This window comes from Oleiphilus sp. HI0043 (assembly GCF_001634935.1).
This window is the reverse complement of the sequence record NZ_LWEY01001304.1, coordinates 1-980: the sequence shown is the minus strand read 5'-3', so window position 1 is coordinate 980 and position 980 is coordinate 1. Positions and strand designations below refer to the sequence as shown.

Annotated in this window: 2 protein-coding genes; both read right to left on the bottom strand. The window is 42.7% G+C overall.

Features of this window, described 5'->3' with window-relative positions; all coding sequences use genetic code 11:
- The coding region (locus tag A3729_RS17125) for a DUF2797 domain-containing protein (RefSeq protein ID WP_231877457.1) at nt 1–304 on the bottom strand (304 nt) is incomplete at its 3' end.
- Between the two features lie 15 nt (nt 305–319).
- On the bottom strand, nt 320–586 hold the full coding sequence (locus tag A3729_RS17120) for a YeaC family protein (RefSeq protein WP_068506813.1): 267 nt from the start codon (nt 584–586) through the stop codon (nt 320–322).
- Nucleotides 587–980 lie beyond the last annotated feature (394 nt).

Below are 980 nucleotides of genomic sequence, written 5' to 3'. Positions count from 1 at the left end.
TTTCACCCCATTCCGGCTCACGGCAGGTACCTTGTGCATAATGACAAAGCTCAGGGCTCATAATACAGCGGTCACACTGGGCCAACTTGGTAAAGCATCGATAACAGTAACCTTGGTTAAAGCTCTTGTTGGTACGCTTCTGACAATGAAAACAGCGAATCTCGCCGTTAGAACGAAAGCGTAATTTCTTGCCAAGATAATCTGCAGGATTGCATTTTGTATCACCAAAGTTCAAGGTGTAACTTACCGGGTTCCCCTGACTCACTGTCATTTTACTTAAATGACCTGATGCAACTTGATTCATTAATCGTCTTCTTTGTTAGTGCAATATACGGATAGTCGACTCATCATCACTATCGTCTTTTGGCCCGCATGGGGAGGTCTTTTTCGTTGTATCAACATAGCCGGTTCGATTGCTTTCATCGAGTCCATGTTTTACTTCATAAAGCATGACCGCCTGAAGGCATATTTCTTTTTGCTCACGAGAGAGGGTCCGGCCATCGGGCCACTTTCCCAACTCTATCGCTTGTTTGAACTTTTCGTAAATTTCTTTAGGAATGGATTCAGCAGCATCTTCAAACTTCATAAGTTAATCCTAGAAGAACTTTGAGTGCCATAGCATGCACTCAAGAATTTGTAACAAGCTAGCGAGAATATCAATCCCTGTAACGCTACTCAAGAATAAACAAAAAAGATCAAGCTCAGTGGTTGACAATGCAAATGATAACAATTATCATTTGCATAAGTTGAGCTCCCAGCGAAGCGCAATCACTCTACTTTAGAGCGATTACCTTTCACCGGAAATCAACTTGGTCTCTCTCATCTCTACACATACATATGTGAACTCCGTTAACCTCGGGCCAAAACATTTGGCCCGGTGGATAACGGAGTTTTTTTATACTTTCTTTTCTATAACACGCTCATTCACATACAGGGTAATTGCCGCCCAAACCAGACCCGACAATAGGCCATACAGGTGT

Coding starts and splice junctions, on each gene's coding strand:
- A3729_RS17120 (WP_068506813.1), bottom strand. CDS start 586: ATGAAGTTTGAAGATGCTGCTGAATCCATTCCTAAAGAAATTTACGAA.